The 15,960-nt window shown below is 63.7% G+C and carries 15 protein-coding genes; 1 reads left to right on the plus strand and 14 read right to left on the minus strand.

Annotated elements, in window-relative coordinates:
- Positions 1–22: 22 nt before the first annotated feature.
- The 9 genes from GCN78_RS08755 to GCN78_RS08790 all read right to left on the minus strand — a co-directional run bounded on the left by GCN78_RS08755 (position 23) and on the right by GCN78_RS08790 (position 10,149).
- A complete protein-coding gene (locus GCN78_RS08755) occupies positions 23–409 on the minus strand; it encodes a hypothetical protein (RefSeq protein WP_152251356.1) in 387 nt (128 codons plus the stop codon).
- Positions 406–1,296 carry a 2OG-Fe(II) oxygenase gene (locus tag GCN78_RS08760; RefSeq protein WP_152251357.1) on the minus strand — a complete coding sequence of 297 codons (891 nt, stop codon included), beginning with the start codon at positions 1,294–1,296 and terminating at the stop codon, positions 406–408. The genes GCN78_RS08755 and GCN78_RS08760 overlap by 4 nt, the downstream gene beginning before the upstream one ends.
- Complete coding sequence (locus tag GCN78_RS29265; RefSeq protein WP_193316667.1) at positions 1,293–4,604, minus strand: phage tail protein; 3,312 nt, start codon at positions 4,602–4,604, stop codon at positions 1,293–1,295. Before GCN78_RS29265 ends, GCN78_RS08760 begins: the two co-directional genes overlap by 4 nt.
- Before the next feature lie 73 nt (positions 4,605–4,677).
- Positions 4,678–5,097, minus strand: a complete 420-nt coding sequence (locus GCN78_RS08770; RefSeq protein ID WP_152251358.1) for a hypothetical protein — start codon at positions 5,095–5,097, stop codon at positions 4,678–4,680.
- Positions 5,098–5,285: 188 nt separating this feature from the next.
- Entirely contained in the window at positions 5,286–5,432 is a 147-nt protein-coding gene (locus GCN78_RS29270) for a hypothetical protein (RefSeq protein WP_193316668.1), read from the minus strand.
- Positions 5,433–5,659: 227 nt separating this feature from the next.
- Positions 5,660–6,418 carry a substrate-binding periplasmic protein gene (locus tag GCN78_RS08775; protein ID WP_152251359.1) on the minus strand — a complete coding sequence of 253 codons (759 nt, stop codon included), beginning with the start codon at positions 6,416–6,418 and terminating at the stop codon, positions 5,660–5,662.
- Positions 6,418–7,284, minus strand: a complete 867-nt coding sequence (nadC, locus tag GCN78_RS08780; protein WP_152251360.1) for a carboxylating nicotinate-nucleotide diphosphorylase — start codon at positions 7,282–7,284, stop codon at positions 6,418–6,420. Before nadC ends, GCN78_RS08775 begins: the two co-directional genes overlap by 1 nt.
- Positions 7,281–8,414, minus strand: coding sequence for a quinolinate synthase NadA (gene nadA / locus GCN78_RS08785; RefSeq protein WP_070218383.1), 1,134 nt, complete (start codon positions 8,412–8,414; stop codon positions 7,281–7,283). The genes nadC and nadA overlap by 4 nt, the downstream gene beginning before the upstream one ends.
- 136 nt (positions 8,415–8,550) lie before the next feature.
- The gene (locus GCN78_RS08790; protein WP_034756044.1) at positions 8,551–10,149 is read right to left on the minus strand and encodes an ABC-F family ATPase; all 1,599 of its coding nucleotides are present in this window, start codon (positions 10,147–10,149) and stop codon (positions 8,551–8,553) included.
- A gap of 220 nt (positions 10,150–10,369) precedes the next feature.
- Between GCN78_RS08790 and GCN78_RS08795 the strand changes: the two genes are divergently transcribed.
- Complete coding sequence (locus GCN78_RS08795; RefSeq protein ID WP_193316669.1) at positions 10,370–10,918, plus strand: DUF2939 domain-containing protein; 549 nt, start codon at positions 10,370–10,372, stop codon at positions 10,916–10,918.
- Between the two features lie 53 nt (positions 10,919–10,971).
- Here the strand turns inward: GCN78_RS08795 and GCN78_RS08800 are convergent, their stop codons facing one another.
- From GCN78_RS08800 to GCN78_RS08820, 5 genes are all read right to left on the minus strand, one after another.
- Complete coding sequence (locus tag GCN78_RS08800) at positions 10,972–12,312, minus strand: PspA/IM30 family protein (protein WP_152251362.1); 1,341 nt, start codon at positions 12,310–12,312, stop codon at positions 10,972–10,974.
- 115 nt (positions 12,313–12,427) lie between these two features.
- On the minus strand, positions 12,428–12,931 hold the full coding sequence (locus GCN78_RS08805; RefSeq protein ID WP_226939538.1) for a hypothetical protein: 504 nt from the start codon (positions 12,929–12,931) through the stop codon (positions 12,428–12,430).
- 29 nt (positions 12,932–12,960) lie between these two features.
- Complete coding sequence (locus tag GCN78_RS08810) at positions 12,961–13,698, minus strand: C39 family peptidase (protein ID WP_226939539.1); 738 nt, start codon at positions 13,696–13,698, stop codon at positions 12,961–12,963.
- A 2-nt stretch (positions 13,699–13,700) separates the two neighbouring features.
- Positions 13,701–14,153, minus strand: a complete 453-nt coding sequence (locus GCN78_RS08815) for a hypothetical protein (RefSeq protein WP_152251363.1) — start codon at positions 14,151–14,153, stop codon at positions 13,701–13,703.
- 61 nt (positions 14,154–14,214) lie between these two features.
- The gene (locus GCN78_RS08820; RefSeq protein ID WP_152251364.1) at positions 14,215–15,762 is read right to left on the minus strand and encodes a hypothetical protein; all 1,548 of its coding nucleotides are present in this window, start codon (positions 15,760–15,762) and stop codon (positions 14,215–14,217) included.
- Positions 15,763–15,960 lie beyond the last annotated feature (198 nt).

Consider the following 15,960-nt stretch of genomic DNA (forward strand, 5'->3'; position numbering starts at 1 on the left):
AGTTCAACGTGGTGGTGGTGAATCAACTGGTGCGACGAATGGAAATGGTGAGCGCGCAGACAGAAACGGCAAGATTGGCGATCGGATTCCAGCACTGCACCCATTTGCCCTCTTCCTGTTTGCCCAAGGTCACGCTCACCTGGAAGGCGTTGCTGCTGTCAAACGCCAGCTCCTGGAGCGCGATGTTCATGTCGCCGATGCCCTGCGGCAGGGCATCGGCGCCCAGCTGCGGCGCCAGCGCCTGGGCCGCCCAGCCCATGAACTGCGCGATGGGCAAGGTCGCCACGGCCTTGCCATCGGCGGCAGAAAACTGCAAAAGGAAATTCTGCGTGCCGATCTGCCCGTCACCGCTACCGAGGCGCAGTTCGCCGGTCACGGCAATGGCCAGCGTACCGTCCGCGTCACTCATGGCCAGCCCTCCGCCAGCGTTCCCGGTTGCACAAAATGGTCGACCGGCAAGCCGTCGGCGTCACGCGCACCGCCGGCGATATCGCCGCCGCTCCAGCCCCTGGGCCCGTGGCCATGGCGGCGCGCCGCGTCTTGCGCCTGGCCGTGATACCACAGGATCAGCGAATTGCGTTCGAATCCGTGATTCGACATGAAGCGGTGATAGGAGCTGGGACTGCAGGCGAAGGCGAGCAAGCGGTTCGCCAGCGGGGCGATGCGTTCGACGGTGCTCACCTGCCCTTGCGCTTCACATCCCAGTTCGGTTTCGCCGCCCATGCCGTCTTGCCAGCCGTCGGCGCCGAAATAGTAGATCAGCGTCACGGCGCGGCAGCGCTGCACCGTCGCGGCCCCGCCTGCCATCCCGCCATCCATGTAGTTGCATTCAAAGTGCCAGGGCCGCATGCCCGCACCCACGCCAGGCGGGGACGAGAAATACGCCAGATTGTAGTCGTCGTGCCAGGCATCGGAGCGGCTGCCCGGCAGGTGATGATGGAATTCGGCCACCATCTCGTCGCCCAGAGGCAAGTCAAACAGGCGCTGGCAATGATCGCGCAGGCGCGGGTCGAGAAACAGCGCCAGGGCCGGCGGCGCCTGGCGGCCGATCACCCAACAATAGGCATCGTAGCCGGGAAAACGCGCCAGCCGATCGGTAACAAATTGCTCGGACAAGCCGCGCGCGCGCAAGGCAGCAAACGCCCCCTGCAGCCGCTGATAAGCGGGCGCGGACAGGAATTGGTCCAGCACCACATGCGCAAAAGGCGCACTGCGCACGGCGGCCCCGTGCAGCGAGTTCAAGGCCAGCGTAGCTTCGCCGTCCGCGTTGAGGTCGATATCGATGTCGGGCTTCATGATTCCAATCCATAGGCCTGGCGCAAGGCGGCCACCAGTTGCATGACCGTCAGCGCGGGATACATGACGCGCAGCGCGCCGCTACACTGCTGCGCGGTATAGCCGGCCTGCGCCAACGCCCTGGCCAGCGTCGCGACATCGGCTTGCGGCAAGGCGGCCAGCACGGCCCTGCCGGCTTCAACGGCGCTCTGCCCTGCGGCCAGCGCCGCGCGCGCCGCCTCGCCCGGGCCATCAAAGACATACGCTCCTTGCAGGGCCTGCACCAGTTGCTGCACGCCCAGGCCCGCATAGGCGGCGCGCAAGCCCTGCGTCGTTTCGGTGGCGATATAGCCGGCGTGCGCCAGCGCCATGGCGTTTTGCGCCGGGCTCAGGCCGGGGAAGTTGGCCAGCAATAAAGGTCCCGCCTGCGCCCCTCCCTTGCCCGCCGCATGCAGCTGCATGGCATACGCCTGTGGCGTCGCCGTGCCATATGCCGCCAGCAGCGCGTCGAGCAGCTGCTCGACCGACAGCGTGGGATAGGCGCCGCGCAAGCCTTGCGCTGTGGCCTGCGCCGTGTAGCCGGCCTGCGCCATGACTTGCGCTAGCGGGGCCGCATGCAAGCCCGGAAAGCGCGCCAGCATGGCGCCGGCGCAATCGGCGCCGCTTGCGTGCAGTGCGAATTGCTGTTGAGCAAACTGTAACGGCGTCAGTGGCGGCGCGACGGTGATTTCCAGCGGCGCACTGAATGCGCCCTGCATCACCAGCGCCAGGCTGGCCAGGGCGAGCACCCTGGCAGTGACCGTGCCCGGCGGCGTGGCGGGAGGCAAGGCGATCCGGCCTTGCGCGGCGCTCGACGCCGTCTGGCCGTCGGCGATCACCTCGCCCGCGGCGTTCGTCACCTGCATGCGGTAGTGCGCGGCGCCGTCCACCGGCGCCCATTGCAACACGATATCGGGCTCCTGGTAGCTGCCGGTCGTCATCACCACCTGTCCCAGCACAGTCAGGGCAGCCGGCGCGCTTGGCGGGCTTGGCAAGGCCTGGCCCGCTTGCACGGCTTGCACGGTGGCCTGATATTGTCCGGCCGGCGCCTGCGCATCGAGCACGAATTGCGCAGTGGGCAAGGCGCCGGCGGCCACCTGCTGCTGCCGCACCTGGTCCAGCGGGTCGCGCAACCGGGCCACATAGGCAAGCCTGGCGTCGCCCGCCTGCCAGCCCAACGTCACGCTGCGCTGCGCCAGTTGCAGCATGGGACTATTCGGCGCGGCCAGCTTGCTGACGGCGACAGCCTCGCTCCACGCGCTCGGCATGTCAAGCGTGCCGTTGCGCGCCTGCATGCGCAAGGCATAGTTGCCGGCGGGCGATGCGGCGGCGATGGGCACATCGGCCTGCCGCAAGCCGGCCGCCACCGGCGTTTCCTGCTCGGCGCCACCGGGCGCCGTCACGCCGATGATGAAGGCGGCCGCCGCGTCCTGCGCCGTCCACTGCAAGCTGATGGCGTCTGTGCCGGGCACGGCCAGCAGGGACGCCGGCGGCGCCAGGCGCAGCATCGTCGCGTCCGGGCTCCAGGCGCCGCTGCCGGCGCTATTGATGCCCTTGACGGCAACGCTGTAGCGCCCCGCCAGCAGGCCGGTCGAAGGATCGAGGCCGGCGGACAATCCCGCGACACTGACAAAATCGAGCAGGGTGCCGTCGGGACCGCACAGTCTGGCGCCGTAGCTGCTGGCACGATCCGCGGGCTGCCAGCTTGCCAGCACCTTGCCGCCCTGGAAGCTGAGCACCGGCGCGGCCGGCGCAGCGGGGACGGCCGGCCCCGGTCCTGGCCCAGGTCCAGGCGGTGGTGGCGGCGGCGGCGGTGGCGGTGGCGGAGGCGGTGGCGGAGGCGGAGGCGGCGTCGTCGGCCAGTTGTTGCACAGCAAAGTGGACGCCACGGACTTCAGCACGGCCGGGGCCACGGTGGCAGCAAAGAAGGCGGCCGACTTTGCAGGATCGTCGAGCAGCGCCTTCACCAGCGAGGTGGCGGCGCCGACGATGGCATCGATAATCAGCTCGCCCAGGGCGTCAAAGGAAAAACTGTCGGGCTTGGTGATCGGGATGCTGATCGGCGCAGGAAAGTCGACCGAGACCACTGGCTCACCTGCCACCAGGATGGTAAACGTCCCGCGCAGCTCTATCTTCAATCCGTTGGTGGAGGAAAAAGATGGCTTTACCTTGAAAGCGGAAGTGACGACCTTGTCGAACACCAGACCGACGAAGGCGCCACATCCATTTGTGTTGCTCAGTTTTTGCAGCGTCTGCAGTAATTGCAAGTCCGCCTGCAAGGTATCGGGCGGCGCCCAGTTGCTGACCTGGAAACCATATTTCTTGCTATAGGTGAAACTGATACTGGGGTCGGTGAACGGACCATAGATGCCCTTGGCGCTCAGGACGCCGCCAAATTGGGTATAGTCGCCTACTTCCTGCGTGATCGTCAGGATGCTCGACAGATTGAACCTGGTCTGCAGGAATTGCAGGCCGACACTCAGCTGCGCTCCCTTGTCGCCCCCCTGGCTGAACACGGTGACTTCGGGTGCGTGGGCAAAGCTGCTGTCATAGATCTGCAGAAAACCCAGGTCGATGGGCGCGCTCAGGCTGCCGCTGATGCGCACGCCACTGCTGGTGCCGCCCGTCGTCACGGCCACCGACACGAAGGCGCTGAAATCCATGATGGAGATCTGCGTCTGGTCCAGCACGAAGCCTTGCGTCGGGAATCCCTCAAATGGCGCGGTGGCATAATACAGTCGGATGGGCTTGTCTGGAGCCTGGCCCGAGAATTCAATGGGAATCAAATGGTCCCAATCCACTCTCAGCGCGGCCGAGGACAGGAAGGTGCCGATGGAAATGGGCTGCGCGATGGTCGCGCTGACCACGACCAGCTTGCCTTGCTCGAACCAGATATCGCCCGTCAGGCGCAGGCTGCCGAAATCGAGCCGGATCTGGAAGTGGAGCGAGGCGCCGGACGCACCACGCTTGAACGCCAGCGTCCAGTCCTTGACCGTGACGCCCGTCAAGCCCAGCGGATCGCGCCAGTCCATCTGTACGGTGCCGCTAAACGACAGATCACCGGATTGGCTATCGTATTGCAAGGATGCCGCTGTCAACAATAGCTGGGGGAAATTATCCGGCAAGGACAGGAAGCTCGCCCGCATGAGCTCGTCGATCATCTGGCGAAAATCGATACTGGAATTTTTCTCCAGCTCGGCCAGAATACTAGTGCCTGGCAGCGATAGCCTGGCCGACAGGCTTCCCTGTCCCAAGACGATCGTACCGGCAATATTGACCAGGGTGCTCATGCGATATGCATTCCGCGTTGAAAAGTGGATAAACCGCGCGGCAGGCGCCGCGCGATGCAAGCTGGCGGCGACCTCAGGCGGGCGTGCGCACGATACTCAGCGCCACCCCTTGCAGGCTGATGGCGATGCCCGAGATCGGCGTCCAGTCATCCTTCCATTTCTTGTCAGCGTCGACCGAACCGAGACTGGTGGCGAGCGTCAGGTTGCCATTGGTGTTCATATCGAGTTGGGTCACCGCCACCGACAGCGTTTTCAAACTGGTGGGCAGGTCGGCGTCCGTCACTGTCAGGCCGACTGCCGTGGCGGCCCAGGTGATGAAATCGCCGACGACGATGGTGATGGCATCCTGAGGCGCCTGTGGACCATACTTGAATTCGAATTCTTGCGCTTTGGCTGGTGGCAATTGCGTTTCGATCGGAATCGAGATGTTCTTGGTGGGATCGGTGGAAGTCCCGATTACGATATTTCCCTTGAGCGTAGTGGTCACTGTCATGGCATTTCCCTTAAGTTTCGTTAACAAACCAGGTGTGCTGCATGCTTAAATTAGCCACAAAACGCTGTCGCGCTATCGTTAAGTGACGAAAATTCATGCTCGTGTAAGCCGTCCGCATCACGCCAGCAGTGCGCCATCGCCATTGCCCGCAATCAGCGAGCCCAGCTGCGCGCAGACGACCTTGATCGTCACGCTTGCGGCAAACGCCGCAAGCGCCAATAAATCGGATGCAGTGGACTGCGATACGCGCCGGCCGGCACCGGCACGGGCTTGTGAGCGTCGCCGGGCAGGCCGCCCCACGGCGGGATGAAGTGGAAAATTGTCGCATACGGCATGGCGCGCTCCCGGCAAAATGAAAGCCGGCAAAACCGATGCTCAGGGCATCGGCGGCCAACTTTCCCTGTGGCTGAACGGCGGCATATGGGTGCGGCGCGGCTCAGCAGGGAAAGACAGTATGCAGTTAAAAAATTGATTAATAGTCATCAAATGTCACGATGACATAAAAACTTGAAATAAGTGTCAGGCGCTATGCGTCAACGCGGCCATGCCGCGGGAGAGGCGCTCAAGGCACGCTCACATCGAAGCGCTTGGCCATTTTTTTGAGTTCGCCGCTATCGATCATGCTATTCAGTTCCTGATCGAACTGCAGGCGCAGCTTGTCGAAGGCGGGCGAGCGGGGAAAGGCGAAATAGCCGTTTTGTGTGTCGATGACTTTGGGTAAAGGTTTCACCTGGCGGCCATAACCGAGGCGGGCGATCACGGGGTCGGTATTGCGGCGGTTGCTGACGAACACGTCGACGTGATTGTGCACCAGCATCTTCAAGCCATTTTCCACGTTATTGGCCACGCTGACCTGCAAGCCGGGCCGCACGCGCTCCCACTCCGCGCCATAGGCCCAGCCATTGAGCAGCACCACCCGGCGGTTCTTCAGCACGCTGTAATCGCCATCCCAGCCGAAGCTGGCGTCCTGGCGCGTATAAAACACCATCTGGTCCTGATAGAACGGCTTGTCGGAAAACGCCATGCTGGCGATACGCTCGGGCGTCTTGTAGGGGCCGATCAAGATGTCGGCCTGGCCCTGCACCAGCATGGCTTGCGCGCGCGCCCATGGCACCATGCGAAAACGCACGGTGTTGCCCGTGCGCGCCGCCATCAGGCGCAGCAGTTCCGCGCCCAGGCCGGCATATTCACCGCTATTCTGGTATTCGAACACGCGCTCGAACTGCGCGCCCACGGCCAGCAGCTCGCGCGCCTGCAGCGGCACGCCAAATGCCGGCCACAGCAGCGCCAAGGCCAGCAAGCGCCGCCCTGCTCCGCGCATCAGCCGACGATGCGCAAGGAGTAATCGGTGGCCCGCACGTCCTTGGTCAGGCTGCCGATCGAGATGCGGTCCACGCCCGTTTCGGCGATCGCCCGCACGGTATCGGCATTGATGCCGCCGGATGCTTCGAGCAAGGCGCGGCCGTTGGTGAGGGCCACGGCGTCGCGCAGCATGTCGTTGCTGAAGTTATCGAGCAAGACGGAGACGGCGCCCGCGTCCAGCGCTTCCTGCAATTGCGCCAGGGTTTCCACCTCGATCTGCACGGGCACGCCCGCGTCGAGGTTGCGCGCGTTTTCCAGGGCCTGGCTGACGCCGCCCGCGGCCGCGATATGGTTTTCCTTGATCAGGATGCCATCGTACAGGGCCAGGCGCTGGTTCTTGCCGCCGCCGACCCTCACCGCATACTTTTGCGCCAGGCGCAGGCCAGGCAAGGTCTTGCGCGTATCCAGAATGGACGCCCTGGTGCCGGCCACCACATCGACATAGCGGCGCGTGGCCGTGGCGACCGCCGACAGCAGTTGCAGGAAATTGAGGGCGCTGCGCTCGGCCGTGAGCAAGGCGCGCGCCGGCGCCTCGATCGTGCACACGACGCTGTCGGCCGTCATCATGTCGCCTTCGGCGTAATGCCAAACGATGTCGATGCTGCGGTCCAGGCTTTTCATGATGCCTTCGAACCATGGCGCACCGCACAGCACGGCCGCTTCGCGCACGACGACTCTGGCCGTGACGATGTGGTCGGGCGGCACCAACTCGCCCGTCAGGTCGCACTGGCCCACGTCTTCCAGCAAGGCGGCCAGCAAATTGCCTTCAAAGGCGCGCGCCAGGGCCGGATCGAAAGGAGCGAAAGAATTAACGAGGGTACTCATGCTGGACCGATTCCTTGGAACAATGTGGTTTCTTTTGCCAGGTCCGCGCCCGGCTTGAGGCCCGCCTTCTTGGCGGCGGCGAAGTCGAGCATGCGATTGATCGAACGCACGGCCAGCTGGCCGACGGCGGGATCGACGTGGATTTCGTTGTGCATGTTTTCCAGCGTTTGCGCCAGGTTCAGCAAGCCGTTCATGGCCATCCACGGGCAGTGCGCGCAGCTCTTGCAGGTGGCGCTGTTGCCGGCCGTGGGCGCTTCGATGAAGCGCTTGCCCGGCGCGGCCGCGCGCATCTTGTGCAGGATGCCGTTGTCGGTGGCGACAATAAACGTGTCCGTGTCCATGGTTTGCGCCGCCGCGATCATTTGCGACGTGGAACCGACCATGTCGGCCAGCGCCACCACGTTGGCGGGCGATTCCGGATGCACGAGCACCTTGGCTTGCGGATACTCTTCCTTGAGCAAATCGAGTTCGATGCCCTTGAACTCGTCGTGCACGAGGCAGCTGCCCTGCCACAGCAGCATGTCGGCGCCCGTTTCCTTCTGGATATAGGAACCCAGGTGCTTGTCGGGCGCCCACAGGATTTTCTTGCCCTGCGCATGCAGGTGGGCAACGATGTCGAGACCGATGGACGAGGTCACCATCCAGTCCGCGCGCGCCTTGACTGCCGCGCTGGTGTTGGCGTAAACCACCACTGTGCGGTCCGGATGGGCGTCGCAGAAGGCCGTGAATTCATCCACCGGGCAGCCGAGGTCGAGCGAGCAGGTCGCGTCGAGGTCGGGCATCAAGACCGTTTTTTCGGGACTGAGGATCTTCGCCGTTTCGCCCATGAAACGCACACCGGCCACGACCAGGGTCTTGGCCGGATGGTCGCGCCCGAAGCGGGCCATTTCCAGGGAATCGGAGACGCAGCCGCCCGTGGCTTCCGCCAGGTCTTGCAGGTCGGCATCAACGTAGTAGTGGGCAACGAGCACGGCTTCGCGCTCGATCAGCAAGCGCTTGATGCGCGTGATCAGTTCGGCTTTCTCGGCCGGGGACGGCGTCGCTGGCGTGCGTGCCCAGGCGTGGGCAGTGCAGCTGGCTCCGTCTTGCGGATGTTCGTACTCGACGGATTTGATGGCTAAAGTTTGCATGGCTGTGTCAAACAAAAACGGGATAGACCGGCACGATTGCAATGAAGCAGGTGCGCCGGAACGAAAGGACCGCGGCGCATCGGTATGGTGCTGCCGGATGGCGACTGGCGCGCCATCCGGCATCTTGCCTCAGAGTTTAGTCAATACCCTGGCTCTTCAAATAATCTTCGTAGTTGCCGCGGTAATCGACCACTTCATCTTCCTTGATCTCGATGATGCGGTTGGCCAGCGAGGAGACGAATTCGCGGTCATGCGACACGAAGATCAGGGTGCCCGCGTATTTTTCCAGCGCGATGTTCAGCGATTCGATCGATTCCATGTCCATGTGGTTGGTCGGCTCATCGAGCATCAGCACGTTGTGGCGGCCCAGCATCAGCTTGCCGTACATCATGCGGCCCTTCTCGCCACCGGACAGCACCTTGACGGCCTTCTTGACATCATCGCCGCCGAACAGCAGGCGGCCCAGGATGGAGCGCACGGCCTGGTCGTCGTCGCCCTCTTTCGTCCACTGGCCGATCCAGTCGGTCAGGTTCGTGTCCTTGGCGAAATCTTCCGTCGGGTCTTGCGGCATGTAACCGACGTTGGCGTTTTCCGCCCACTTCACGCGGCCCTGGTCTGGCTGCAGGCCGGCGATGTCGCCCGCGATGCAGCGCAGCATGGTGGTCTTGCCGGCGCCGTTGGCGCCGATGATGGCGATGCGCTCGCCCGCCTCGACCATGATGCTGAAGTTCTTGAACAGCTGGCGGTCGAAGCCTTTCGAGATGTTCTCGACTTCCACGGCCAGGCGGTGCAATTTCTTTTCGCCGTCGAAACGCACGAACGGGTAGGCGCGCGACGATGGCTTGATGTCGTCGACCTTGATCTTTTCGATCTGCTTGGCGCGCGACGTGGCCTGGCGGGCCTTCGACTTGTTGGCGGCGAAGCGGCGCACGAATTCCTGCAGCTCGGCAACCTTGTCTTTCGCTTTCGCGTTGTTGGCCAGCTGCTGGTTGCGCGCCTGGGTCGAGGCGAACATGTATTCGTCGTAGTTGCCTGGATAAATCTTCAGGGTGCCGTAATCCATGTCGGCCACGTGGGTGCAGACCTGGTTCAGGAAGTGGCGATCATGGGAAATGATGATCATGGTGGAATTGCGCTCGTTGAGCACGTCTTCCAGCCAGCGAATCGTGTTGATGTCCAGGTTATTCGTCGGCTCGTCGAGCAGCAGGATGTCCGGGTTCGAGAACAGCGCCTGCGCCAGCAGCACGCGCAGCTTCCAGCCTGGCGAGACATTGCTCATCGGGCCTTGATGCAGGTCGATGGCGACACCGGCGCCCAGCAGCAGTTCGCCGGCGCGCGATTCGGCCGTGTAGCCGTCGTATTCGGACACTTTGCCTTCCAGCTCGGCCGCCTGCATGTAGTCGTCGTCCGTCGCTTCCGGGTTCGCGTAGATCGCGTCGCGTTGCTGGATGGCTGCCCACATTTCCGTGTGGCCCATCATGACCACGTCGAGGACGCGCATGTCTTCAAACGCGAATTGGTCCTGGCGCAGCTTGCCCAGGCGCTCGTTGGTATCGAGCATGACGTTGCCGCCGGAAGGATCCAGGTCGCCGCCCAGGATCTTCATGAACGTCGACTTGCCGCAGCCGTTCGCGCCGATCAAACCATAGCGGTTGCCGTCGCCGAACTTGACGGAGATATTCTCAAACAATGGCTTGGCGCCAAACTGCATCGTAATGTTAGCTGTAGAAAGCATTAGTGAGGTCTTTATCCAGTGAAAACAGGTAGTTAGGTACTTTTCTCCCATTATACAGCACCCACCCTCTTCCACTCTATAGTGGCCCGGCAAGCCCGGCTGGAGCCATTGCGGAGGTATACAACGCCAAAATAGTGACAAAAAAACAGGATTGCCGTATCCGCTTTTAGCAGCTACGCTGCGTGGCATGCGTTTTTCCCCTCCACCTCACAGGCATCCCTTGAAAAAAATCACCATCGCCGCCGCTGCGGCCGCCATCGCCGTCGCTGTCACCGCCTATGCCTCGCCCTACTATGCCTTGCACCAGATCAAGACCGCTCTGGCCGAGCGCAATGCCGAGGCCCTGGCCGCGCACGTGGACTTCCCCGCCCTGCGCGCCAGCGTCAAGACGCAGCTGGAGGCCAGCATGGCGCGCAGCATCGAGGCGACGGCCGGCAGCGGCAACCCGCTGGCCGCCCTGGGCCAGTCGATCGCCAGCGCCATGCTGGGCAAGATGGTCGACACCATGGTCTCGCCCGCCGGTGTCGTCGCCCTGGTCAACAAGAGCGCCGTCAGCCCGCAAGCGGATGCCGACGGGAGTGCGGATGCACCCGCCGATGGCGCGCGCAAGAAGGCCGACTATGCGGCAGGCTATGCCGGCCTGAACACCTTCGTCGTGCGGGCCAGGGATGGCAATGCGCAGGAAGGCGCGCTGGTCCTGCTGCGCCATGGCGTGTGGGACTGGAAACTGAGTTCGATCGAGATTGCGTCGGCGATGGCTGGCCGCTAACGGCGGGGCGCGGCAGCGGCAGCCTGTAGCGCTGCCTTGCCTGCCGCCCGCCATCAAAAGGTCATCGGCAACCTGACCGAGATGGACACATCGGGCGTATCGCGCGTCAGACCGGCACCCACCGACACGTTCAAGGTCCTGTCCTTGCCAAGGCGATACGAAAAACCCATCAGCAAGGTGCCGAGCTGGGTGCGCACGGAACCGGGCACGGTCACCCCATTTTGACGCGTGCGTCCAACGCTGCTGTGATCGTAGCCCAGGCTGAGCGACGCCTTTTCATTCAACGCCAGACCGATGCCGAAATTCACGCCGAAAATTTTGCCCGGCTCGATGGTGCCCAGCGGTTCGCGCGCGCCATCGAGCACCAGCCGGCTGACGCCGGTGCGCTTGAAGCTGTGCAGGTAGCTGATGCTGCCAAAGAATACGGCTGGATCGGAGGGAAACAGCCAGGTCAGGCTGGGCTGCAGGGAATAGAAACCGGAGCCCGTGGGCAAGTCCAGCGGCAAGCCCGTCCCGGTCGCATTCTCGCCGACGCAACGCTGCGTACAATCGGTGACGACCTGGAACGGATCGCGTCCGGTGCGCGACTTGAAGCGCAGTCCGGCCACGTAGTATGGTTTGTCGGCGCCGCCATCGTTCAGCTGGTAGCGGGCGGCCATCTCGATATCGCCCAAGGCGCGCCCGCTCGTGTCGAATACCCGCTCCGAGGCCGTGCCGGTAAACAGTTCGCGGCTGACGGTGGCATCCGAGCGATACACATACGGCACCCTGGCCTCGACTTCAAGACGGTTGCTCAGGCCAGTACGCACGGCCAGCGCACCGGTCAGGGTATTGCGCTTGACTTCGCGCACATCGATCAAGCCGATCAACAAGGCGGGAATAATGGTGTAGCCGACCAGGGCGACCCGGTTGCTGGATGAATAGCCGAATTGCATCGACGGTTCCAGCACATAGCTCCCCTTGGGCGTCAGCACCCCAGGCTGCTCGAACAGGGGCGCCACTTCGGGCGGCCGGACAGGCGGGCTTGGCGCCTGCCCCACCGGCTGCGGCGTCGGTGACGGCGGCGGCACCTGCGGAGCGGACCCGACATCCTGAAGGTCAGCCTGCGACAAGTACGCCGTCCGCAAACCCGTGCCCCGCTGCCTGGCCAGCCGGTTATTATCGACAGGTTCGGTTCCCTGCAGCACGTCGATGCGGCGCTGCTGCTCGTGCATCGAGGCGCGCAGCGCCTCCAGCAGGTGCAGCTGTTCAGCCAATTGCGCTTTCAGGCTTGCCAGCTGCGCCGCCAGATCGTCCTGGCCGGCGTCGGGTGCCTGTTGGGCCTGAACGGCTGCACACAGCAGGATAGCCGATACACCCGCCGTACCAAATCGCAATAAGTAAAGATGCCGCATAGTCTCTCCCGATGACAAGCGCTGCCTGTCAGTAGCCGGCCAAGGCGACACCAGCGCAAGGGCCGGGCGCTACTGCACGATGCCGCCCGGGGAATCCAGGCGGCTTGCTGAAAACCTATTTGGGACCGGCAACCGTGCCCAGCGCATTTTGCAAGGTATCCTGGAAGTTCGCCAGCTTCAGCAATCCAAGACTGTTCACGCTGCCATTCACGATCGTCTGGGTACGCAAGACCTGGTCGTTCAAGCTGTTCTGGATCACGGTACCGGCCATCGTTTGCGCCATCGGGCCGGGCGCAAATACATTGCCGGCGCCATTTTGCACGATGTTCATCGACGCGATGGCCGTACGCGCCAGACTCGCTTCCTCGACGCTCAGGTGCGCCACGTCGGCAATCGTGAACGCCACGCTGGACACCACGCTGCCATTGATGCTGACCAGGCGCTCGATGCCCAACGACAGGCTCAAACCGCCCGGCATGTCGAAGCCGCCCCGAGCCTGCTCCAGCGTTTCCTCGCTGACTGCCGTCCATCCCGCTTCCGGCAGGATGGCGCGGGCATTCTGCGCGGCAACTAGCAGGCACGCCAGGCCTGCAGCGGCAAACCGTTCCTTCTTGTGCATACAACCTCCAGCGTGGCGTTGGCCCGCCATTAGAAATTCCCGCCGTCGTTCTTCGGCATGGTGAGCTGATCGAGGCCGCCGCGGCTGATCGCCAGGCCCAGTGGCGCTGGCGGCGCCGCGCGCCAGTCATCGACATCATTGAAGCGGGCCGCCTGCGTCGCCTCGTCAGCCACCGCCCCCGGTGCGGACGGCGTCGCGCGACCGTGGATCACAAACAACAAACGGCCCTGCCAGATCGCCTCGAAACCGGCGCGCGGCATGGCACGCGTGCCGCCGGCAGGATCGCCGATCAGCACGCGGCTCTGGTTCAGGCCCTTGACCACGACAAAATGCCGGTAACCTTTTTCGGCCACCAGCACGATGGCGGGAAAGCCCGCCTCGGCCAACTTATCCAACGGCAACTGAAACCCGTCGGCCAGAAAGCCGCGGCTTGCAAGAAAACGCTTGATATCGAGTAAGGAAAATCCCTCTTTACGAATCTTTTGCTGATCACCTTGCTGGTACATGTGCTCAAAAACATACGCTTCCGTCACAGGGTCGGCGTAATGATGGCTCAGCAGGGTCGCCACCGCGGCGGAGCCACAGCTGAAGTCATATTGCTGATGCAAGGTACGCTGGAAACGGGCCTCGCGCATGCTGACGACGGGCACCTCAAAGCGCGCGCTGCCGAAGGCGCCGATATCGGCAGCGCCAGCGCCTGGGGATGCCAGGCCGCCAAGCAAGGGCAGGCACAGCATGAGCAGCGGGAATGTGCGGAGTGTGGCCATGCCTAGTGCAACTGCAAATTGATGATGGTGGCGTTCTGGATCAGCACATTCGCGCCCGAATTCTGAATCACGATCGGAATCCCGGAAGCGTTGGCAAACGCGGCGCCATCGATCGTGTTGGCACCCGTGCTGACGTAGTTGGCCGAGTTGCCACTGACGAAACCGCTCAGGCGCGCTTCATTGGTAATCGTATCGGTACCGCCACGCGCCTGGTCCAGCGCGGATTCGCCAGCGGCCCGGCCAAGGCCCACGGCAAAGGTCCCACCCGCCGTCAGCGGCATCAGCGTGGTCAGCGAAGTGGGCCGAGCAGCAATAATCGGCAGACTCAAGTCTGGCCCGGCAAGCAAGGGCAGCGCCATTGCTTCCTGTCCAGCCATGGCACCTGTGGAAAGACAGGCCAGGCTGGCACAGCATATCGAATGAAAAAAAAGGCGCATGCTCATCCCCTTGTTCATGACTTGCGACGCTCCGCCGCGGCCTTGCCACGGCGGAGCCTGACACTAAACAGCCGCCAGCCTAGTGGCCCACTGCCAGATTGGCCTGCACCGTCACGCTTTGCTGTATCAGCGAAGAAATGCCGCTGTTCTGGCTGATGACCAGCAAGCCTGCTGCCGACTGCGCGGTACCGCTCATGGTGTTGGACATGTCGAAGGCGCCTGCATTGACGGCCACCGCACCGCCGGCACCGCCCGTGCCGCCCATGCCGGAACCGCCGGTTGCCGCGCCGCCCGTGTTGGTGCCGCCGCTACCGGCCGCGCCGCCGCTATTGCTGCCGCCGCCGGCACCGCCAGCACCGCCTGCACCGGCAATGGCACTGCCGTTCGATGGCGAACCATTGCTTGCGCTGCCATTGCTCGAGCTGCCGCCAGCCGCACCGGCACCACCCGTGTTTTGCGCCATCCCGCTGCTGCCGCCATTGCCACCTGCGGCACCAGCGGCGCCGTTGCCGCCCGTGCTGGTACCGCCCGCACCAGCACCGCCAGCGCCACCGGTACCGCCAGTTGCGGCGGCCCCGGCGCCGCCCGTGCTCGTCAACGCTGCGCCAGCACCGCCGGCACCGGAGCTACCGGCACCGCCCGCGGCCCCCGCGCCCCCGGTATTGGTGCCACCTGCTCCACCGGCACCGCCCGTCGCCGTGCCACCATTGGAAGTGGAGACGCCGCCACCGGAGTTCTTGGCCAGGCTGCCGGCACTGCCGCTACCGCCAGAGCCGCCAGCGGCGCTGCGGCTATTGCCACCGTCACCGCCCGGGCCGCCGATGGATTTGCCGCTATCACCGCCGTTGCCGCCTGTCGTGCGTCCGGTATCGCCGCCGGAACCGCCATAGGCTGCACCGGCGAGGCCGCCCTTGCCGCCGTTGCCGCCATAGATATCGCCGCCGGCCGCACCACGGCCACCGGCACCGCCCTTGCCGCCAGCACCAGCGTCCCCGCTGCTGGCGTTCTTGGCCAGTCCACCCGCGCCTCCTGCCCCGGCCGTGCTGTCACCCACCATCGCAGCGCCATTGATGGCACTGCCATTCCTGGCGCTGCCGCCTTTCGCACCCGATGCGCCGTCGCCGCCGATGGCCGCGCCGCCCGAGCCGCCCTTGCCATAGGCATCGCCTCCCTGTGCGCTGCCGCCGATGCCCCCCTTGCCGGTACCACCGTTGGTATTGCCATTGTTGGTGGCGTAATTGCCGATGTCACTGACCTTGTTGCCCGACACCGCGCCACTCAGGGTGCTCGCTGCCGTCGCCGTCGATGTATTGAAGGCATTTGCCACGTTACTCGTGCTGGTGCCGCCATTATTTGCCGCGGATGCGCCCAGCGCCGTGGCTTTCGCGTTGCCGCTGCTATTGTTTTGCCCTGTGCTCTTGTCGTTATTCTGGTCCGAGTTATTGTCTTGCGAGGCAGTGGAATGCCCGTTCGCCCCGGGTCCTGCGCCGGACTGTGTCGTGGTGTTGCTCGCGGTCTGGGTATTGTTACCCTTGACATCGTCGACCTTGGTCGACCCGCTGTTCTGGGCATGAGCGCTGAAACCGAAGGCCAGCGCTACCGCTGCCGCGATGAGAGATTTATTCATTGCAGTTTCCTCTTTAAAAGTTAATCAGGATGCTGGCACCAGACTGAAGCGTCGGGTCCACAGCTTCACTGCAAATTTGGTGCCATCAACAGATAAATTGGCCAAGTCATTGAATTACAAGACCTTATTCGAGGCTCTCCGGTTTGCATGGCTATCTTCTAGGAAATCTGGCAAACAAAACACGAAAAACTGTCACAA

This window comes from Janthinobacterium rivuli, from assembly GCF_009208735.1.
Classification (GTDB): domain Bacteria; phylum Pseudomonadota; class Gammaproteobacteria; order Burkholderiales; family Burkholderiaceae_D; genus Janthinobacterium.